We start from the raw sequence: 16,417 nt of genomic DNA, 5'->3' as shown, positions 1-16,417 counted from the left end.
GGTCCGCCCCGGAGCGGGGGCAGGGGAGACGGGTGAACGGATCGGCGCCGCACGGGGGAAGCGAGGGAACCCGCCTCGACGGGTTCGGCGGAGATCCGGCACGGGAGTGGTCACACGCACTTCTCTTTCAGTCAACTCCGGCCAGGACAGTGGTCATGTACGTCGGCCCTACCCGAAGAACCGGACCGTACACAGCCTGACTTCCTTCAATGCGTGTCCCTCGTGCCGCCGAGGACCGCGAACGGCCCCGGCCCTCCCCTCCCCCGTGTGCGTGGTGCGGGGGCGAAGAGGGCCGGGTTCCGGTGGCCGGGAGGGTCAGCCGGCGGTCAGGGCGCTCCTCAGCACGGCGACGGCCTGGCCGACGGCGGCGCGGGCCGCGTGGGTGCCGGCCAGGGCGTCGAGCATCACGAAGTCGTGGATGACGCCCTGGTAGCGGACCGCGGTGACCGGGACGCCGGCCTCGCGCAGCTTGCCGGCGTAGGCCTCGCCCTCGTCGCGCAGGACGTCGGCCTCGGCGGTGACGACCAGGGCCGGCGGCAGACCGGTGAGCTGCTCGGTGGTGGCGCGCAGCGGGGACGCGGTGATCTCGGCGCGCTGCTTCTCGTCGGTCGTGTACTGGTCCCAGAACCACTGCATCGCGTCGCGGCGCAGGAAGTAGCCCTCGGCGAACTGCCGGTAGGAGCCGGTGTCGAAGGCTGCGTCGGTGACCGGGTAGAAGAGGACCTGCTGGACGAGCGTGACGTCGCCGCGCTCCTTGGCCATGAGGGTCAGGGCCGCGCTCATGTTGCCGCCGACGGAGTCGCCCGCCACCGCCATGCGGGAGGCGTCGAGCCCGTGGCCGGCGCCGTCGGTGGTGACCCAGCGGGCGACGGTGTAGTTCTGCTCGATGGCCACGGGGTAGCGCGCCTCGGGCGAGAGTTCGTACTCGGGGAAGACGACCGCGGCGCCCGTGCCGACGGCCAGTTCGCGCACCAGGCGGTCGTGGGTGTGGGCGTTGCCGAAGACCCAGCCGGCGCCATGGATGTAGAGGATCACCGGAAGGGTGCCGGTGGCACCCGCGGGGCGGACGATCCGGGTGCGGACCTGGCCGGTGGGGCCGCCGGGGACGGTGATCCACTCCTCGTCGACGGCCGGCTTGGCGATGTCGCCCGACTGGACCTCGTCCACGGCCTTGCGGCCTTCGGCGGGGCCGAGGTCGAAGAGGTACGGCGGGTTCGCGGTCGCTTCGGCGAAGGCCGCGGCGGCGGGTTCGAGGACGGGACGGATACCGGTCGTGTCGGTCATGGCGATCTCCTCGGATCTGATGCCGTGGGCAGGCTCCGCGGGCGGACTTCGCCGGAAGCGGCGGCACCACATGACAGTAGCGCACGACTAAGTCGTGCACAACTTATTAGGGCACGATATGATCGGGTCGACGTGAACGATAGGGTGGAGATCGCCGCGGCCGGGTGGAACGGGACCCCCGGACCCGGAGTGCGGATCCAGGAGGTACACCGTGAGCGCTGCCGGAGCCGAACCGACGCAGGAGGGCTCACTCCTGCTGGACGACCAGCTCTGCTTCGCCCTCTACGCAGCCTCCCGGGCGGTCACCGCCCGCTACCGGCCACTGCTGGACGAGCTGGGACTGACGTACCCGCAGTACCTGGTCATGCTCGTCCTCTGGGAACAGGACGCGATCTCCGTACGGGACCTGGGCACCGCTCTGCAACTGGAGTCCAGCACCCTCTCGCCGCTCCTCAAGCGCCTGGAGGCGAACGGACTGCTGCGGCGCGAGCGCCGCACGGAGGACGAGCGCTCCGTCGCCCTGCGGCTCACCGACGCCGGAGCGCATCTTCGGGAACGGGCGAACGCGGTCCCCCTCGCGATCGGTGACGCCATGGGCCTGAGCCCCGAACAGGACGCCATGGCCAAGCAGTTGCTCCGCCTGCTCACCGCCAACGTCACACGCTGACAGCACAACCCGAAGCGGGGGTCCGGTCCTTGCCGGACCCGGCCCCCGCGATTTCGTGGCGTCAGGCCACCGGGCTGCCGCCGCGTCCACTTCTGGTTCGAGGCCCCGCCGCACGTCCACAGGACGGTCTTCGTGCCGTTGGCGGTCGCCCCTCACGTGAAATCAACCGGAACTGAACCTGCCAGAAGCGTTGACGTGATCGCACCCCAAACCTATGTTTTGGTCGAACTTCCGCACAGCGTACGGGATTTCGAACACCCGCGGCCTCCGCCCATCGCAGCCCGGCCCTCACCCCGCGCAGAGACGAGGAACGCATGCCCCCCGCCCTCCCCCGCCGCAGACTCCTCCAGGCCGCCCTGTTCGCCACGGCGACCCCGGCGTTCTCGTACGCCGCGGGAGGCGGCGGCTCCGCCATGGCGGCCACGCTGCCCGCGCCGTCCGCCTGGACGCTCCGGCCGTTCGAGCTCAAGGACGTGAAGGTCGGTCAGGGCCTGTTCGCCTCGAAACGCCAGCTCATGCTCGACCACGGCCGCGGCTACGACGTGAACCGGCTGCTCCAGGTCTTCCGAGCCAACGCCGGTCTCTCCACGGGCGGTGCGGTGGCCCCCGGCGGCTGGGAGGGCCTGGACGGCGAGGCGAACGGCAACCTCCGCGGCCACTACACCGGCCACTTCCTGACCATGCTGTCGCAGGCCTGGGCGAGCACCGGCGACCAGGCGTACGCCGACAGGATCCGGACCATGCTCGGGGCGCTCACCGACGTGCGCGCGGCCCTGCGCAAGGACCCGGCCGTTCTCGCCGTCACCGGGAAGTTCGGCACCGCCGCCGAGAACGTGCGCGGCTCGTACCAGTACGTCAGCCTGCCGGCCGCCGTACTGAACGGGTCGGCCGCGATCACCCTGTCGGCCTGGGTCAAGCCCACCCACAACGCCAACTGGACCCGGGTCTTCGACTTCGGCAACAACAACACCCGCTACATGTACCTCGCCGCCCGCAACGCCGGCGGCGTACCGCGCTTCGCCATCACCACCAACGGGCCCGGCGGCGAACAGGGTCTCAACGGCACCGCCGCGCTCCCCCTGAACCAGTGGAGCCACCTGGCCGTCACGATCTCGGGCAGCACCGGCACCCTCTACGTCAACGGCGCCTCCGTCGCCCAGAACACCTCGATGACGCTCAACCCCTCGTCGCTGGGCGCCCTGACGAACAACTGGCTCGGCCGCTCGAACTTCGACGACCCGGTCTTCGCCGGCGCCTACGACGAGTTCAACGTCTGGTCACGGGCCCTGACCGCCGCCGAGATCACCTCACTGCAGAACAACCGCGCCGCCGCCTCCTCGGCGGGGCGCGGCACCCTGGCCTCGTACACCTTCGACGAGACCACCGGCGGCACCTTCGCCGACGCGTCCGGCCGAGGGCTGACCGCCACCCTGCGCCGGACCTGGGGCGGACCGAGCCACGCCGGGTTCCTCGCCGCGTACCCGGAGACGCAGTTCATCGACCTGGAGTCGAGGACCAGCGCCGACTACACGAAGGTGTGGGCGCCCTACTACACCGCGCACAAGATCCTCAAAGGGCTGCTGGACGCGTACCTCGCCACGGACGACCCCCGGGCGCTCGACCTCGCGTCGGGCATGTGCGACTGGATGTACTCCCGGCTGTCCAAGCTGCCCGACTCCACCCTGCAGCGGATGTGGGGCATCTTCTCCAGCGGCGAGTTCGGCGGCATCGTCGAGACGATCGTCGACCTGTACGCGTTCACGGGCAAGGCCGATCACCTCGCGCTGGCCAGGCTGTTCGACCTCGACAAGCTCATCGACGCCTGCGCCGCGAACACCGACACCCTCGACGGTCTGCACGCCAACCAGCACATCCCGATCTTCACCGGCCTGGTCAGGCTGTACGACGCGACGGGCGAGGCGCGCTACCTCACCGCAGCGAAGAACTTCTGGGGCATGGTCGTCCCCCACCGGATGTTCGGCATCGGCGGAACCAGCACGGCCGAGTTCTGGAAGGCCCGCGGGGTCGTCGCGGGAACGATCAGCGACACCAGCGCCGAATCCTGCTGCGCGTACAACCTGCTCAAGCTCAGCCGGATGCTGTTCTTCCACGAGCAGGACCCCAAGTACATGGACTACTACGAGCGGGCCCTCTACAACCAGGTCCTCGGCTCGAAGCAGGACAGGGCCGACGCTGAGAAGCCCCTCGTCACCTACTTCATCGGCCTGACGCCCGGGCACGTCCGGGACTACACACCCAAGCAGGGCACCACCTGCTGCGAGGGCACCGGCATGGAGAGCGCCACCAAGTACCAGGACTCGGTGTACTTCAAGAAGGCCGACGGCAGCGCGCTGTACGTCAACCTGTACAGCCCCACCACCCTGACCTGGTCCGAGAAGGGCGTCACCGTCACGCAGACCACGGACTACCCGAGGGAACAGGGCTCCACCCTGACCATCGGCGGCGGGAGCGCGGCGTTCGAGCTGCGGCTGCGGGTGCCGTCCTGGGCGACGAGCGGCTTCAGGGTGACGGTCAACGGCAGTGCCGTGAGCGGGACTCCGGCCGCCGGGAGCTACTTCGCCGTCTCGCGGACCTGGCGCGCCGGTGACGTCGTGAGGGTCACCATCCCCTTCCGGGCCCGGGTCGAGAAGGCACTCGACGACCCGGGACTCCAAACCCTGTTCTACGGTCCGGTCAACCTGGTCGGCCGCAACAGCGCCACGAGCTACCTGCAGTTCGGGCTCTACCGCAACGCCGCTCTCTCCGGCGACCTGCTGCCGAGCCTCGCCCCCGTGGCGGGCAAGCCGCTCCACTACACGCTGAACGGCACGGAGTTCGCCCCGTTCTTCGAAGGCACCGAGGACCCGACCCACGCCTATTTCCGGCGCTCCGAGCCCAAGGTGGTCTTCGGCACCAGCGACTCCGGTGTCACCAACCCGGCCAGGTCCGACGGCACTACTCTCCTGGACGAGATCTGGGCAGGCGCCCCGTTCACCGGCAAGGCCGCCCTGGTCTCGCGTGTGCAGAGCACGGTGAACTCCTGGGTGTCCGCGGGCCTCCTGGGCCAGGCCGACGGCCAGAAGGTGGTGACCACGGCGCAGAACGCCTCGTACGCGTCCTGATGCCCCGGCCGTTCACGGACGACCTCCCGGGAGCCATGGAACCGGTGCTGTTCAGCCTGCCGGCCTCCGAGTGGTCGCCGTCCGGCAGGTCGTCCTGGTCCGCCCTGGTCCGGTCCGTCACGCGTCGGCCGCCGCGTACACCCGGCGGCCGTCGACGAACGTCTGGAGCACCCGCGTGGCGGCGATCTCCCGCGGCGGCCCGGCGAAGGGGTCGCGGTCCAGGACGACGAGGTCGGCGAGCCTGCCGACGGTGATGCTGCCGGTGCGGTCGTCGAGGTGGTTGGCGTGGGCGCTGCCCGCGGTGTACGCGGCGAGGGCGGCGCCGAGGTCGAGCTTCTGAGCGGGGAGGAAGGCCGGCGTGCCGTCGTGCGCGTCGGGGGCGATCCGGTTGACGGCGACATGGATCGCCGCCAGTGGGTCGGGGCTGCTGACCGGCCAGTCGCTGCCCGCCGCGAGGGTCGCCCCGGCCCGCAGGAGGTCCCCGAACGGGTACTGCCACGCGGCTCGTTCGGGGCCGAGGAACGGGATGGTGAGTTCGTCCATCTGCGGTTCGTGGGCCGCCCACAGCGTCTGCAGGTTGGCGGTCGCGCCCAGCGCCCGGAAGCGCGGTACGTCCTCGGGGTGCACGACCTGAAGGTGTGCGAGGTGATGGCGGGTGTCGCGCCGTCCGTTGGCCGCGCGGGCGGCCTCCACCGCGTCCAGTGCCTCGCGCACCGCCCGGTCACCGAGCGCGTGGAAGTGGACCTGGAAGTCGAGCGCGTCCAGTTCGGTGACGTACTTCTTCAGCTCGTCCGGCTCGACGAAACTGATGCCGGAGTTGTCGGAGGCGCAGCCGCAGCCGGTGAGATACGGGCCGAGCAGTGCGGCCGTGTGGTTCTCGGCGATGCCGTCCTGCATGACCTTCACACTGGTGGCGCGGAACCGTCCCCGGCCCGACTCCGCCCTGCGGGCGACGAGTTCGGGGATCTGCTCGGCGCCGCGTCCCCGGTCCCACCACAGCGCGCCGACGACCCGGGCGGTGAGGAGATCCCGGTCGACGGCCGCGTGGTAGGCGGGCGTCGGATCGGTCATGTTGGCGAACTCGCCGACGATGGCATCCTGCCAGGCCGTCACGCCGTACGAGTGCAGGACTGCCTGGGCCCGCAGCAGCGCGGTGAGCTGTTCCTCGGGTGTGCGGGCGGGCATCAGACGGGACACGAGATGCGCCGCGCCCTCCTGGAGCATGCCGGTGGGGTTTCCCTCGGCGTCCCGCTCGATGCGTCCGTCGGCCGGGTCGGGGGTCCGGGCGTCGATGCCGGCCCGTCGCAGCGCCAGGGAGTTGACCCAGGCGCCGTGGTGGTCGCGGTTGGGCAGGAACACCGGCCGGTCGGCGACGGCCGTGTCGAGCAGCGCGGCGGTGGGCGTGCCACCGGGGAACGCCTCCATGGACCAGCCGCCGCCGGTGATCCACTCGGCCTCCGGATGCTCGTCGGCGTACGCCCTGATCCGCCGCAGGTACTCCCCCGGGTCGACGGTGTCGTTCAGATGGCACAGGCCCAGTTCGGTGCCGGCGCCCAGGGGGTGGACGTGGGCGTCCTGGAAGCCGGGCAGCAGCAGGCGTCCGGCGAGGTCGACGACCTCGGTGCCGGTTCCGATCAGTTCGTGGACCTCGTCGTGTCCGACGGCGACGATCCGCCCGCCGCGCACGGCCACGGCGGTGGCCCGGCTGCGCGCGGCGTCGACGGTGTGCACGGGTCCGCCGGTGAGGACGAGGTCGGCGGCCTGGGGGTGGGACATGGGTTCGGCGCTCCAGGGGAGAGTGGTCAGACGGCTGTGCGGTCCATCGGGAGGGCGAGGGCGTCGGCGTCGGTACCGCGCCCGGAGGTGAAGTACGGCGAGCGGCGGACGTACTTGGCGACCGCCGCCATGACGAGGCCGCTGAGCACGATGGTGACCGGCAGGGAGAGCATGAACCAGCCGTTGTCGGGGCTGAGTTCGATGTGGTCGGTCATGGTCAGGTACGAGTAGCCGAGGTAGCCGCCGAGGCCGAGGAGGATCAGTCCCGAGACGGCCGGCACGCCGACGGCCAGCAGTGCCTCGCGCGGTCCGTCGTGGCGGGCACCGCGGAAGCGGACGGCGCAGGCGAGCGCGGTGAGGCCGTAGTAGAGGGCGACGACCAGCCCGATGGCGTTGACCGCGGCGAGCAGCATGTCGCTCAGCTTGGGGAGGGCCATGGCGAGCAGGGCGATGGCGGCGGCGATCGACATGACGACCACCGTTCCGGCGGCGGGCGTGCCGTACCGGGGATGGACACGGGTCCACACCGGGCCCATCGTGCGGTCGCGGCCCATGGCGAGCAGTCCCCGGGCGGTGGGGATGACGGAGGACTGGACGGAGGCGACGGCCGAGAACATCAGGGCGAGCAGCGGCAGGCTGGCCCAGGGTTCGGCGGCCAGCTTGGCGCCGAGGTACGGCAGTGCCTGCGGGCCGTTGCGGACGAGTTCGGTCAGGCTCATCTCCCGCTGGAAGGCGACCGAGGCGAAGATGAAGAGCCCGAGCATGGCGAACAGGGCGATGAATCCGCCGCGGGCCGAGTCGCCCGGGCTCCGTGTCTCCTCGGTGACGCTGAAGGCGGCGTCCCAGCCCCAGAAGAAGAACACCGCGAGGACCATGCCCTGGGCGAAGGCCGTACCACTGGAGATCTCGAACGGGTTGAACCACGACCAGGAGAAGTCCTGGTGGCCGGTGACCAGGGCCCAGGTGCAGAAGACCAGCAGGACGGCGTACTCGAAGACGAGCAGCCCGAACTGGAGCCGGGTCGCGCTGCGCACCCCCGTGATCGCGAGGACGGTGACGGCGGCGAGGACGAACAGCCCGACGACCGTGCTCGCGGCGGTGGACGTGGGATCGAGGGCGATCCCGGCGAGGGTGTCCAGGCCTGCCTTGTTGGCGAAGATCAGGACGACCGAGCCGGTCACCGCGCTCGTGTAGGCGAGGAAGATGATCGAGCCGACGAGCGTCACCCAGCCGGCCAGGAAGCCCGGCCAGGGGCCGAGGGACTTCCCGACCCAGGTGTAGCCGTTGCCGCAGTTGGGCTCCGAGCGGTTCAGCCGGGCGAAGGCCGTGGCGATACCGAGCACGGGCAGGAACGCCAGCAGCAGGAGCGCCGGGGCCTGGAGCCCGACGATCGTGGCGATGGTGCCCATGCCGATGGCGATGCTGGTCGTGGCCGCCGTGCTGGAGGCGGCGATGGCGACGCCGTCGACGACACCGAGGGAACGGCGCAGTTCCACCGGCGGGCGGTCCGGGACGGCCTTGCCTGGGGCGAGAGACATCAGGGCTCCTCACGAGGAGGGAGAGGGACAGGGAGGAAGAGCCGTGTGGGGATGCGATGGATGGAACAACGTCGGCACACTTTGCGTCAATGCCGTTGACATAAGGCTGGGGCCGGCCGTTCACTGAACCCGCGCAGCTCCCTCGACAGCCGCGCCGGTGACGCACCCGCACCGCAGCGGGCCGCCCGGCGGTCCCACGGCGCGAAAGGAACCACTCGCCATGTCCACCCGAGCCCCCCAGCAGGGCCGACGCCGCCGCCCCACCGCCACGGGCGCCCTGCTGTCCAAGGAACTCATCACGGAGACCGCGCTGCGCCTCATCGGCGAACACGGTCCCGAGGCCCTGAGCGTGCGCCGCCTGGGCGCGGCCCTGGGGTGCGATCCGAGCGCGCTCTACCGCTACTTCCGCAACACGGACGACCTGCTGCTGGCCGTGTCCGACCGGATCATCGGCGATGCCATGGCCGGATTCGCACCCGGCCCCGACTGGGTCGCCTCGCTGCGCGAGATGGCGATGCGGGTGCGCGCCGGGTATCTCACCCATCCGCGCGCCGCCGCCATGGCCTCGTACCGCGTCACCCGCGCAGACAACGAGTTCCGTGCGGTGGAGACCGGGGTGGGGCTGCTGCTCACGGCCGGGTTCCCGCCCGCCCAGGCCGTCCGCCTCTATCTGGCCTTCATCGACACGGTCCTCGGCCACGCGGCCCTGGACGCCGCGTGCCAGGCACTCCCCCGGCATCAGCGCGAGGCCGACGAGCAGGCGTGGACGGAGGCCTACCAGGCGGTCGACCCGGAGACCTATCCCGCCCTGACCGAGGTGCGGCACGAGCTGCACGCCATGGCCGGCAGTTCCTTCGAGCACGCGGTGGACCTGCTGCTCGACGCCCTCGCGGCCCGGGCCCGCGCCCACCGGGCGCAGCCGTGACCCGCCGCTCCGAGGCGCACTGTCGCACGCCGGGCGGAAAGGTCATGCTGGCCCCGACGAACGGCCACGCACGACCGACGGAGTACGCATGACGACGGACAGGGGCACACGGATCGAGGTCAGGCCCGCCGCCGGCCACATCGGCGCCGACATCACGGGCGTCGACCTGGCCGGGGAGCTGGACGACGCCGTGGTCGCCGAGATCCGGGCGGCGGTGCTGCGCTGGAAGGTGGTGTTCTTCCGCGGGCAGCGACTGGACCACGCCGCACACGTCGCTTTCGCCCGGCGCTTCGGCGAACCGGTCCGTTTGGCCCGCCGCGGCAGCGCGTCACCCGCCGACGTCCCGGAGATCGAGACGACCGCCGACCGGCTGGAACTCGGCGGACGGTACGGAATGGACCAGGACGAGTGGCTGCGCAGGCGCCGCCACTCGCTGCTGCGCGGCTGGCACTGCGACCACGGCGCCCGCGTCGATCCGCCGGCCGCGACCGTTCTGCGTGCCGAGTCCGTGCCCCCGTACGGCGGCGACACCACCTGGTCCAACCTGGCGGCCGCCTACGCGGGACTGTCGGCGCCGCTGCGGGACTTCGTCGACGGGCTGCGCGCGGAGCACCGCCTCGGGGTCGGGTACCAGACGCGGCCCGGCGAGGACGCGTACGCACGCCATCTGCTGGACCGGCAGATCGCCTCGGAGCATCCGCTGGTGCGGGTGCACCCGGAGACGGGCGAGCGCGTGCTGTTCGTCAACGGCTACTACGTCGAGCAGATCCTCGGGCTCTCCCGCACGGAGAGCGCGCCGCTGCTGGAGATGCTGCTGGGCCAGGCGACCCGGCCCGAGTACACGGTGCGCTTCCGCTGGGAGCCGGGCAGCGTGGCCTTCTGGGACAACCGGGCCACCATTCACCTGGCTCCCGGCGACACGGCGCACCTCGACCATCCACGCGTCATGCACCGGGTGATGCTCGCGGGCGACGTCCCGGTCGGCGTCGACGGCAAGCCGTCGGTTCCCCTCGTGGGCAGTGAACCGCAGCGTTGGTGAGGACGGACGGCCGGGCCGGGCCGGACCCGAGGCGGATGCTCGTACCCGGCCGGGCGGTCGCACGGCTCTCAGCCGGCCTTGGCCTGCGCCGAGATGCCCCCGTCCACCGGCATCGCGGTACCCGGTGACGAAGGAGGAGCGCCCGCTGCACAGCCCCGCCGCCGCCTCGGCGATCTCCCGTGGCGACGCCATGCGTTTTTGGATCTGCGGCGCGATGAACGCCTGTTCCAGGTCCGGGAACTGCCGCACCGCCTCGTCGATCGTCTCGCTGCGCGTCGTTCCGACCACGAGCGCGTTGACCCGGATGCCGTGCTCCCCGTACTCGGAGGCGGCCCCCCGTGTGATGCCCAGGATCGCGTGCTTGGCCGCCACGTACGGGACGGAGGCACCGGTCGCGTAACGGCCCGCCGTGCTGCTGGTGTTGACGATGGATCCGCCCTTGCCCCGGGCCAGCATCACCGGCAACTGGTGCTTCATGCAGTTCCACACGCCGCGGACGTTGACGTCCATCGTGCGGTCGTACACCTCGTCGTCCGTCTCGTGCAGGAGGGTGCCGACCGTGGCGTAACCCGCGTTGTTGAAGGCGGAGTCGAGGCCCCCGAAGTGCACCACCGCCGCCTCGACGACACGGCCGACGTCGGCCGAGACAGCGACGTCCCCCGGGACGGCGAGGGCCCGGCCGCCGCCCGCGGTGATCTTCTCGGTGAGCTCACGCAGCCGCGCCGCGCGGCGCGCCATGAGGACGACCGCGGCGCCCTCCTGCGCGAAGAGGTGTGCCGCGGCCTCGCCGATACCACTGGACGCACCCGTGATCATGACCACCTGGTCCGCGAGCAGACCCCGGTGGCTCCCCCTGCTTGATCTCTTGTCCGGTCATCGAGCGAGCATACGCATCCCGAACCAGACCTGAGCAGGGGCGAATCAGCCCCTCCGGCTGCCGAGCCGCCGCCAGATCACATCGATCACCCAGGCGTTGACCACGGCGGACACGACGAGCACGGCGTACAGTCCGGCCGTCACCCCGTCCGGTACGGCCAGTACGAGCAAGCTGGTCGGCGCCGTGAAAAGGACCGGGACCACGGCGGCGAGCGAGGCGTCGTCCTGCGGCTGGGACGAGACGACCGCGAGCCAGACGATCAGCGCGGCGCACACCGCGAGGTACACGCGGGCGGGCCACGTACCGAGCGGTGTACCGGACATACGGGCTTCGAGGACCGAACTCATGCCACGTGCTCCCCTGTTCGAAGGGTTCCGGCTTCTCCGGCCCCGTCGGGGTCCACTCTGCTCGCGGAAGGTCGCCGGGTCCTGAGCGTGCGTACTCATGGCGACGGCGCAGGTACTCATGCACGCACGAGGGCCGGAGGTGGGCTACGGGACGCGGCCGCCGCCGGCCGTGAAGGCGGCGCCCCCTTCCCCTTCCGGTCTTCCAGTGGCCACGCCGAGGCCCGGGCCTCGAACAATCCGGCTGACACGACCGTCCGGGTCCGTGCCGGTACAGGGAGCATTGCCGGGACAGCAAGCGCTCTCTATGCTCGCGTGCGATGGATCCGGAAACCACGTACGAGGACTCCTACTTCGACTACTGCCCCTGGGACTTCGGCCCTCGGGCCTCCGCCGCGCAACGGGACGCCCAGACCGAACGTCAGGAGCGGCTGGCCGACAGCGGGGCGAGCTTCGGCCCGCACTGTTACGTCTCCCCCGCCGCCGGGGTGTTCACCGACGTGCTCCGTCTCGGCGAGAACTCCTACATCGCCGGCCATGCCTACGTCACCGGCGAGGTGACCACCGGCGCCGACTGCACCGTCAACCCGTACACCACCGTGCGGGGGCGGATCGCGCTGGGTGACGGGGTGCGGATCGGCGCCCACAGCTCGCTGCTCGGCTTCAACCACGGTTTCGCGCCCGGCCTTCCGGTGCACCGGCAGCCCCTCACCGGCAAGGGCATCACCGTCGGCGACGACGTGTGGATCGGCTCGAACGTCGTCGTCCTGGACGGGGTGACCATCGGCGACCACTGCGTGGTGGGCGCCGGCGCGGTCGTGACCAAGGATCTGCCGGCCTGGTCGGTCGCCGCGGGCAATCCGGCCCGTCGGCTGCGCGACCGGCGCGACCCCGCCCCCTCCCGCGGTCCCTCCCGGAGCGGGGCGGCGGACGATGGGCTCGGGGACGCGGCCGCCCGGTTCGCCGACCGGGCCAGGACGCAGGCCGCGGGCCTCCTCGCACGTGCCTGGGACGCCGAATCGGGCCGGTACCGCGACCGGCCCGGCACGCCTGCGACCGTCCGCGCCCACTGCGACGCCGTGGAGATCGCCGACCTGCTGCTGGACTCCCCTCCGCCGCAGCTGACAGCCGCCGCACACGCCGAGCGGCTGCGCGCCCTGCAGGACCCGGCCGAGGGACTGGTGCCCGAACTCGCCCCCGACGGCGGCCCGGGTGTGCTGCCCGCCCCCGCGGCGGACGGCTGGACCGACGACGGCGCCGCCGAGTACCACGTGCTGTCCGTGGGGTACGCGCTGGAGCTGCTGGGCTCCCGGTTCGCCCATCCGGTGCATGCGGTGGGACGGATGACGGCCAGTCAGCTGTTCGCCCGTCTGGAGTCGCTGCCGTGGGAGACCCGCACCTGGTCGGCCGGTGCCTGGGTGGACTGCTGGGCGACCGGTGCGCACCACAACCTCGGGATGGGCGCGACGGCGGGTGAACCGGGCGCGCTGGAGGCGCTGTTCGGCTGGCTGAGCACCCGGGTGGATCCGTGGACGGGGATGTGGGGCCGGGCACCTTCGCCCGCGGCGGGCCGGCTGCAGCTCGTCAACGGCCACTACCGGCTCACACGTGGCTCGTTCGCGCAGTTCGGCCTCCGACTGCCGTACCCGGAGCGGGTGGTGGACACCGTCCTCGCCCACGGCCGTGATCTGCGCTGGTTCGCGGCGGGCCGTCAGAACGCGTGCAACGTGCTGGACGTGGCACACCCGTTGTGGCTCGCCGGCCGGCAGACAGACCACCGGACGGCCGAAGCACGGTCGTGGGCCGGGGAGCAGCTGGCACACGCTCTGCGGGGGTGGCGGGACGGAGCCGGGTTCGGGTTCGGTCCGCCGGGCGAGGGAGGTTCGGGCCCGGGCCGGGATCCCGGCCTCCAGGGCACCGAGATGTGGCTGGCCATCATCTGGCTGCTGGCGGATCTGGTGGGGGTGTCGGACCGCCTGGGATACCGGCCGCGAGGCGTCCACCGCCCCGAGGCCGCCCGCTCACCCGCGCCGGAATTCCCTTCTCATCGGGTGCCCGTCGACACCTTGCCGTAGTAGAAGCTGTGGTCCGAGTTGACGGTCCGGCGGACCCCGGTGCCGTGCCAGCGTGCGGAGCCCCGCGTGCCCCAGGCGAACAAGTAGTCGATCTTGCGTCCGTCGTCGTAGGTCGGCCGGGCGTACCGCGGTCCGCTCTCACGGGGGCCGCTCGCCTCACTGCTGTTGCCGCCGTACATGACGTCCATTTCCCGCGCGTCGGGCGGGGCGTTCAGGTCGCCCGCGAGGACGACCGGGCCGTCGGCGCCCAGTACGTGGACGCCGTCCGGTTTCCAGTCCTCGCGGATGAACGCGGTCTGCGCCTCCCGTTCCCCGTTCTTCGTGACGCCGACGCTGAGGTGCGTACTGCACGCCGTGACGTACGGGCCAGGCCCGTTCGTATGTCCCGGAGCGCGGACGACCGCGCAGATGATGCCCCGCTCCCCGCTCCTGTTGTCCGGGTTGGGCAGCAGCGCCGGTGGCAGGATCCGCACGGCCGAGTGGAACAGGACGGCGTTCCCGTACGGCTGGCCGTCCGCACACTTCGTGCCGGTGTCGACGAACGCGCTGCGCAGCCCCAACCCCCGGGCGAACCGCTCCCCTTGGGCCTTGCAGACTTCCTGCAGGCCGATGAACAGCCACCGGTCCATGTCACCGGGGGTGAGGTCCCTGATGGCGTCGGCCTCGTCCTTGATCCAGTCGCCGGCGTCGCCCCGGTGGCCGATGTTCCCGTAGATGTTGAACGTGCCGACGTACAGGCCCCGGTCGGTCTTCGGCGCGGCGGCCCTGTCGGGCGCGGCGCCGCTTCTCGCGGGGAGTGCCACCAGTACGCACATGAGGGCCGTCGCGATCGCTCGGGCCCCACCGCGCCTCCTCGTACGACGCGTTGTCATGACATCGACGATACCGGCGACTGGGCTCAACCAGCGGGGCCGAAGTGACAGACGTGACTGGCCCATTCCTCCATGGCAGTTGGCGTCAGCGCCGTCGGTAGACCGTGATCGAGTGGCCGACCTCGCCGATCGGCGTACTGGTGTCGAGCAGTGCGGCAAGCCGCCCGTCGGCCTTCGCGGCCGAGGAGTTGGACACGACGAGCAGCCCGTGCACCTCACCGAGGGGCGCCTGCAACGGCTTGGACGCGTCGATCCCGTAGGCGGCGGGCACGCCCGCACCCTTGTAGACGAGCCATACCCGCTCGCCGGGATGGTGCCGGCGGAGGTGGCCGGCGAGGCGGCCCAGGTCCTGACCCCAGTCGACGTTCGAGTCGTGCAGCCGCAGATGGGTCTTGGACGGTCCGCCGAACGCCTCGTTGGAGTACGGCAGGTAGTACGGATAGGTGCGCAGCGAGCTGACCGCCACGAAGCAGACCAGCGCGGCCGTCACGAGGTGGGCCGCGCGACGTCGGGAGAGCGCCACCCCCGCGGCGGCGACCGCGAGGAACATCGGCATGAACACCACGTATCGCACGCCGAGGTCCCGGGCGCCGTTCATGGAGATCACCAGCAGTACGCCCGCGGGGACGAGGACGTACGGAGCCGCGGGGCGCAGCCGGCGTACGGTCAGGACCGCGACGGCGCCGCCGAGCCACAGGGCGAGCATGCCGAGCGGTGTCTTCACCAGGAGCGCGGCCGGCAGGTAGTACCAGAGGGACCCCTCGTAGAGCCGTCCGAACAGGAAGCCCTTCCAGATGTCGTACTCGAAGCCGAACTGGATGCGCATGCCGTCCCGGTAGGCCTCGGGGAACGGCAGCCACGCCGCGACGCGGCCGCGCGTCCCGCGGATGTCCGGCACGTTCTCGGGCTGCACCCAGCGCAGCCGGGGGTCGACGACGAGATAGGTCGCCCACACGACGGCGACCGCGACCAGTGCCATACCGACGGCGGCCGCCGCCCCGTACGCGAGGAGCCGCAGCCGGGCGCGGACGTCGGGGTCGGAGGGCCGACGGGCCTGCCGGCACGACAGGACGCCCAGCAGCAACAGCACCGGAACCACCGGCAGCACACTCATCTTGGTGGCCGCGGCGGCACCCAGCGCCACCCCGGCGAGCGGGAGCCACAGGCCCGGACGCCGGCGCGCCCGCCACAGCAGCCAGACGGACGTGAGGAGGAACCCGGCCGCGGGCACGTCGAGCGTGGCCAGCGATCCGTTGGCGATGACGTCCGGGGAGAACGCGTACAGGGCCAGTGCCACGAGCCCGCCGGCCGGTCCGGTGAGATCCCGGGCGAACGCGAGGACGACGAGCCCGAACAGCAGCGTCAGGACGATCATCGGCAGGCGTGCCCACAGCATCAGATGTCCGGGGTCGTTGCCCGACTCGTACAGCAGGTGCCGCCCGAGGGCCTGCTGGCTTCCGGCGAATCCGGAGTCCAGGCGTGCGTCGGCGAACACCAGGCCGGACCCGATGATCAGTTTGCCCAGGGGCGGGTGTTCGGGATTCGGGCGGAGGCTTCGTTCCTTGAGGTGGACCTCGGCCGTGGCCACGTACACGGGTTCGTCGATGGTGGGGGTCTGCTCGACGGCGGTGGTGACCATCGCGACCGCCATCTGGGCGAGGAGCGCGACGACGGTCAGCACGTACGGCCACCGCCGGTGCCGCACATACCGTATGAACGCGGCGGATCGGTCCGGCTGTCCACCCGTGGCCGTCGGTCCGGGCAGGAGGGGGGCGGTGGCCTCGTCACCGCCGAGCCGGGAGATCCGCGGCGCGCTCATGGCAGACACCTTCCCACCAACCCCCCGCTTCCGTGGCGCTCTTCCGCCCGGCGGGGCTCCAAGTGTTGTGCGGGCCGTA

At 71.5% G+C, this 16,417-nt stretch carries 11 protein-coding genes and 1 pseudogene; 5 read left to right on the top strand and 7 right to left on the bottom strand.

Translation table 11 applies throughout. The annotated features are described in order from the left end of the window. Nucleotides 1-315: 315 nt before the first annotated feature. Entirely contained in the window at nt 316-1,284 is a 969-nt protein-coding gene (locus tag O1Q96_RS19310; protein WP_217456602.1) for an alpha/beta hydrolase, read from the bottom strand. A gap of 211 nt (nt 1,285-1,495) precedes the next feature. Between O1Q96_RS19310 and O1Q96_RS19305 the strand changes: the two genes are divergently transcribed. Continuing rightward, the gene (locus tag O1Q96_RS19305; protein WP_269249380.1) at nt 1,496-1,951 is read left to right on the top strand and encodes a MarR family winged helix-turn-helix transcriptional regulator; all 456 of its coding nucleotides are present in this window, start codon (nt 1,496-1,498) and stop codon (nt 1,949-1,951) included. A gap of 314 nt (nt 1,952-2,265) precedes the next feature. Then, a complete protein-coding gene (locus O1Q96_RS19300) occupies nt 2,266-5,073 on the top strand; it encodes a beta-L-arabinofuranosidase domain-containing protein (protein ID WP_269249379.1) in 2,808 nt (935 codons plus the stop codon). Nucleotides 5,074-5,190: 117 nt separating this feature from the next. On the opposite strand, the gene O1Q96_RS19295 is transcribed toward O1Q96_RS19300, so the two are convergent. Then, complete coding sequence (locus O1Q96_RS19295; protein ID WP_269249378.1) at nt 5,191-6,849, bottom strand: amidohydrolase; 1,659 nt, start codon at nt 6,847-6,849, stop codon at nt 5,191-5,193. A gap of 26 nt (nt 6,850-6,875) precedes the next feature. Continuing rightward, nucleotides 6,876-8,387, bottom strand: coding sequence for an APC family permease (locus O1Q96_RS19290; RefSeq protein WP_269249377.1), 1,512 nt, complete (start codon nt 8,385-8,387; stop codon nt 6,876-6,878). Between the two features lie 220 nt (nt 8,388-8,607). Here O1Q96_RS19290 and O1Q96_RS19285 point away from each other — a divergent pair, with 220 nt between their 5' ends. Together O1Q96_RS19285 and O1Q96_RS19280 are read left to right on the top strand one after the other, a co-directional pair. Next, nucleotides 8,608-9,312 carry a TetR/AcrR family transcriptional regulator gene (locus O1Q96_RS19285; RefSeq protein WP_269249376.1) on the top strand — a complete coding sequence of 235 codons (705 nt, stop codon included), beginning with the start codon at nt 8,608-8,610 and terminating at the stop codon, nt 9,310-9,312. An 88-nt stretch (nt 9,313-9,400) separates the two neighbouring features. Beyond that, complete coding sequence (locus O1Q96_RS19280) at nt 9,401-10,351, top strand: TauD/TfdA dioxygenase family protein (protein ID WP_269249375.1); 951 nt, start codon at nt 9,401-9,403, stop codon at nt 10,349-10,351. Nucleotides 10,352-10,531: 180 nt separating this feature from the next. On the opposite strand, the pseudogene O1Q96_RS19275 reads toward O1Q96_RS19280, so the two are convergent. Together O1Q96_RS19275 and O1Q96_RS19270 are read right to left on the bottom strand one after the other, a co-directional pair. Next, nucleotides 10,532-11,167: pseudogene (locus O1Q96_RS19275) on the bottom strand (SDR family NAD(P)-dependent oxidoreductase); the annotation flags it as partial. Between the two features lie 105 nt (nt 11,168-11,272). Beyond that, the gene (locus O1Q96_RS19270; RefSeq protein WP_269249374.1) at nt 11,273-11,575 is read right to left on the bottom strand and encodes an SCO4225 family membrane protein; all 303 of its coding nucleotides are present in this window, start codon (nt 11,573-11,575) and stop codon (nt 11,273-11,275) included. A gap of 317 nt (nt 11,576-11,892) precedes the next feature. Here O1Q96_RS19270 and O1Q96_RS19265 point away from each other — a divergent pair, with 317 nt between their 5' ends. Then, nucleotides 11,893-13,647, top strand: a complete 1,755-nt coding sequence (locus O1Q96_RS19265; RefSeq protein WP_269249373.1) for an acyltransferase — start codon at nt 11,893-11,895, stop codon at nt 13,645-13,647. Here the strand turns inward: O1Q96_RS19265 and O1Q96_RS19260 are convergent. After that, nucleotides 13,617-14,519, bottom strand: a complete 903-nt coding sequence (locus O1Q96_RS19260) for an endonuclease/exonuclease/phosphatase family protein (RefSeq protein ID WP_269249372.1) — start codon at nt 14,517-14,519, stop codon at nt 13,617-13,619. The two genes, O1Q96_RS19265 and O1Q96_RS19260, sit on opposite strands and share 31 nt — an antisense overlap. A gap of 85 nt (nt 14,520-14,604) precedes the next feature. Continuing rightward, nucleotides 14,605-16,338 (bottom strand): ArnT family glycosyltransferase, encoded by a 1,734-nt coding sequence (locus O1Q96_RS19255; protein WP_419586916.1) that lies wholly within the window; start codon nt 16,336-16,338, stop codon nt 14,605-14,607. Between the last annotated feature and the right edge of the window lie 79 nt (nt 16,339-16,417).

The sequence above is a fragment of the Streptomyces aurantiacus genome (assembly GCF_027107535.1).
Classification (GTDB): domain Bacteria; phylum Actinomycetota; class Actinomycetes; order Streptomycetales; family Streptomycetaceae; genus Streptomyces.
This window is presented reverse-complemented; position numbering and strand designations above follow the sequence as displayed.